This is a genomic window from Nocardioides sp. Soil_C_8 (assembly GCF_057656315.1).
The window spans coordinates 1-3,935 of the sequence record NZ_JBDGKQ010000008.1; the positions used below are offsets into that span (position 1 = coordinate 1).

Sequence of the window (3,935 nt, forward strand, 5' to 3'; positions counted from 1 at the left end):
TTTTTTGTGGGGGTTGGGTTGATGGTTTTCGATGGAGAGTTTGATCCTGGCTCAGGACGAACGCTGGCGGCGTGCTTAACACATGCAAGTCGAGCGGAAAGGCCACTTCGGTGGTACTCGAGCGGCGAACGGGTGAGTAACACGTGAGTAATCTGCCCTTGGCTTTGGGATAGCCACCGGAAACGGTGATTAATACCGGATATGACCACTTCTCGCATGGGTTGTGGTGGAAAGTTTTTTCGGCCAGGGATGTGCTCGCGGCCTATCAGCTTGATGGTGAGGTAATGGCTCACCATGGCTTCGACGGGTAGCCGGCCTGAGAGGGTGACCGGTCACACTGGGACTGAGACACGGCCCAGACTCCTACGGGAGGCAGCAGTGGGGAATATTGGACAATGGGCGGAAGCCTGATCCAGCAACGCCGCGTGAGGGATGACGGCCTTCGGGTTGTAAACCTCTTTCGGTGGGGACGAAGCGCAAGTGACGGTACCCACTAAAGAAGCACCGGCCAACTACGTGCCAGCAGCCGCGGTAATACGTAGGGTGCGAGCGTTGTCCGGAATTATTGGGCGTAAAGGGCTCGTAGGCGGTTTGTCGCGTCGGGAGTGAAAACCAGGTGCTTAACACCTGGCTTGCTTTCGATACGGGCAGACTAGAGGTATTCAGGGGAGAACGGAATTCCTGGTGTAGCGGTGAAATGCGCAGATATCAGGAGGAACACCGGTGGCGAAGGCGGTTCTCTGGGAATGACCTGACGCTGAGGAGCGAAAGTGTGGGGAGCGAACAGGATTAGATACCCTGGTAGTCCACACCGTAAACGTTGGGCGCTAGGTGTGGGGTCCATTCCACGGATTCCGTGCCGCAGCTAACGCATTAAGCGCCCCGCCTGGGGAGTACGGCCGCAAGGCTAAAACTCAAAGGAATTGACGGGGGCCCGCACAAGCGGCGGAGCATGCGGATTAATTCGATGCAACGCGAAGAACCTTACCTGGGTTTGACATACACCCTGCCGCTCCAGAGATGGGGCTTCTTTTGGGGGTGTACAGGTGGTGCATGGCTGTCGTCAGCTCGTGTCGTGAGATGTTGGGTTAAGTCCCGCAACGAGCGCAACCCTCGTTCTATGTTGCCAGCACGTAATGGTGGGGACTCATAGGAGACTGCCGGGGTCAACTCGGAGGAAGGTGGGGATGACGTCAAGTCATCATGCCCCTTATGTCCAGGGCTTCACGCATGCTACAATGGCCGGTACAAAGGGCTGCGATCCCGTAAGGGGGAGCGAATCCCAAAAAGCCGGTCTCAGTTCGGATTGGGGTCTGCAACTCGACCCCATGAAGTCGGAGTCGCTAGTAATCGCAGATCAGCAACGCTGCGGTGAATACGTTCCCGGGCCTTGTACACACCGCCCGTCACGTCACGAAAGTCGGCAACACCCGAAGCCGGTGGCCCAACCCTTGTGGAGGGAGCCGTCGAAGGTGGGGCTGGCGATTGGGACGAAGTCGTAACAAGGTAGCCGTACCGGAAGGTGCGGCTGGATCACCTCCTTTCTAAGGAGCACGCACCCCGACCAGTGGCGAATGTCTGCTGGCGCATGGTGGTGTCTCACTAGTGGAACGTCGACTGTCAGTTCTGCTCGAGCTTCGGTTCGGGTGGTCTGGTCATTGGCCTCACGTTGGTGGGGGGATGGTTGAACACACTGTTGGGTCCTGAAGGATCAGCCGTTTGGTGCCTTCTGTTCCTGGGTTCGCCTGGGGGTGGGGGTGTCGAGGTTGGGCTTCTGTTCCTCTCTTCGTCCGCGTGCCTCGTTGGTGGGGTGTGTGGGGGTTGGTGGGGTTGTTGTTTGAGATCTGCATAGTGGACGCGAGCATCTGCACTGCACGCCGCGTGACCGGTCTGGTTGTTGTCCTTTGGGCGGGAGCTGGTTCTGGTGGGTGGTGTGTGGTGAGTGTGTAATGTTCTTCGGCCGCTGTCTTCGTTTCCTTGCGGGGGTGGTGGTCGTGAGAGTCTGCCGGCTCATTCCTTGATTGTGGGGTGGGTCGGGTGTTCTTTGGCTGTGTCGTGACTGCTGATGGATGGCTCATGCTGTTTTTTGGTGTGTGTTGTTTTGACGTTGTTGAGACAAGCTATGAAGGGCACATGGTGGATGCCTTGGCATCAAGAGCCGATGAAGGACGTTGGAGCCTGCGATAAGCCCTGGGGAGTTGGCAACCAAGCTGTGATCCGGGGGTGTCCGAATGGGGAAACCCAGCACGAGTCATGTCGTGTTACCTGCACCTGAACACATAGGGTGTGTGGAGGGAACGTCGGGAAGTGAAACATCTCAGTACCGACAGGAAGAGAAAACAACAGTGATTCCGAGAGTAGTGGCGAGCGAAATCGGATGAGGCTAAACCGTATCTGTGTGATACCCGGCAGGGGTTGCAGATGCGGGGTTGTGGGACCGCTCATTCTCATCTGCCGGTGAGGAGCAGAGTAAGAAACCAGTGTGGAAGTCGAAGCCGGTTGGAAAGCCGTACCGTAGAGGGTGATAGGCCCGTAGACGTAAGACGCTGGCTCTGGAGCGTGTTCCCAAGTAACACGGAACCCCTGAAATTCCGTGTGAATCTGGCGGGACCACCCGTTAAGCCTAAATACTCCTTGATGACCGATAGCGGACAAGTACCGTGAGGGAAAGGTGAAAAGTACCCCTGGCGGGGAGTGAAATAGTACCTGAAACCGTGTGCCTACAATCCGTCGGAGCTTCTGTCTTGTACAGGGGTGACGGCGTGCCTTTTGAAGAATGAGCCTGCGAGTTTGCGGTGTGTTGCGAGGTTAACCCGTGTGGGGTAGCCGTAGCGAAAGCGAGTCCGAACAGGGCGATTCAGTAGCGCGCTCAAGACCCGAAGCGAAGTGATCTATCCATGGGCAGGTTGAAGCGTCGGTAAGACGACGTGGAGGACCGAACCCACTTAGGTTGAAAACTGAGGGGATGACCTGTGGATAGGGGTGAAAGGCCAATCAAACTTCGTGATAGCTGGTTCTCCCCGAAATGCATTTAGGTGCAGCGTTGCGTGTTTCTTGCCGGAGGTAGAGCACTGGATAGCCGATGGGCCCTACAAGGTTACTGACGTTAGCCAAACTCCGAATGCCGGTAAGTGAGAGCGCAGCAGTGAGACTGCGGGGGATAAGCTCCGTAGTCGAGAGGGAAACAGCCCAGACCATCAGCTAAGGCCCCTAAGCGGTGACTAAGTGGAAAAGGATGTGGAGTCGCATTGACAACCAGGAGGTTGGCTTGGAAGCAGCCACCCTTGAAAGAGTGCGTAATAGCTCACTGGTCAAGTGATTCCGCGCCGACAATGTAGCGGGGCTCAAGTCATCCGCCGAAGCTATGGCATTCAGCGAATACATCAGCATCCACTTGATGGGTGTTCAGTGCGCTGGATGGGTAGGGGAGCGTCGTGTGGGCAGTGAAGCGCCGGAGTGATCCAGGTGTGGAGGCCACACGAGTGAGAATGCAGGCATGAGTAGCGAATCACGGGTGAGAAACCCGTGCGCCGAATGATCAAGGGTTCCAGGGTCAAGCTAATCTGCCCTGGGTAAGTCGGGACCTAAGGCGAGGCCGACAGGCGTAGTCGATGGACAACGGGTTGATATTCCCGTACCGGCGAAGTTGCGCCCATGACGAACCTGGTGATGCTAACCACCCGAAACTCATCGGACCGGACCCTTCGGGGCGAGGCCGGTGGGCGGAGCGTGGGACCCGAGCTGGTAGTAGTCAAGCGATGGGGTGACGCAGGAAGGTAGCCCAACCACAGCGATGGTTGTCTGTGGGCAAGCGTGTAGGGCGTGGTGTAGGCAAATCCGCACCATCCACTTCAGTGTGGAGCCTGAGACGTGACGCGGAGCCATGTATGGCGAAGTGGGTGATCCTATGCTGTCGAGAAAAACCTCTAGTAGCA

General features: G+C 57.0%; 2 rRNA genes (1 of these 2 running past the window's edge). Both read left to right on the forward strand.

Going from position 1 to position 3,935, the window contains the following annotated elements:
- Positions 1–28: 28 nt before the first annotated feature.
- Positions 29–1,544, forward strand: a 16S ribosomal RNA gene (locus AC3A3L_RS21620).
- A gap of 569 nt (positions 1,545–2,113) precedes the next feature.
- Positions 2,114–3,935: ribosomal RNA gene (locus tag AC3A3L_RS21625) — 23S ribosomal RNA — on the forward strand (it continues 1,409 nt past the right edge of the window).
- Together the 16S and 23S rRNA genes form the textbook arrangement of a ribosomal RNA operon.